The organism is Psychroserpens mesophilus (assembly GCF_050617655.1).
Lineage (GTDB): Bacteria > Bacteroidota > Bacteroidia > Flavobacteriales > Flavobacteriaceae > Psychroserpens > Psychroserpens mesophilus_A.
In genome coordinates this window covers 1-260 of record NZ_JBODQC010000260.1, presented here as the reverse complement: position 1 = coordinate 260, position 260 = coordinate 1, and the positions used below count along the sequence as shown (strand labels likewise).

The 260-nt window shown below is 28.1% G+C and carries 1 pseudogene; it reads right to left on the bottom strand.

What is annotated here, in order from left to right:
- A pseudogene (locus ACRHNM_RS17190) lies at positions 1-260 on the bottom strand (hypothetical protein); the annotation flags it as partial.

Genomic DNA, 260 nt, shown 5'->3' with positions numbered 1-260 from the left:
AACAGACTATTTTCATATTGATATAGAATAGTATTTTCGGTTAGGAAAATCTGATTATTAAAACTTTCTATATTGCTAAAGTTTATTCCAGAAAATTCTTGAGTCCAATTATTAAAATCAATTAAAAGATTACTTGTTACATCTGCAGAAAACAGCCCATCTTCTGTTGCAGCATAAATTTTACTATCTTGAATAACAGTTTTGTTTATGGCTAATGATAATGAGCCATTGCCAATAAAGAAAGTGTCTCCAAATTCTAG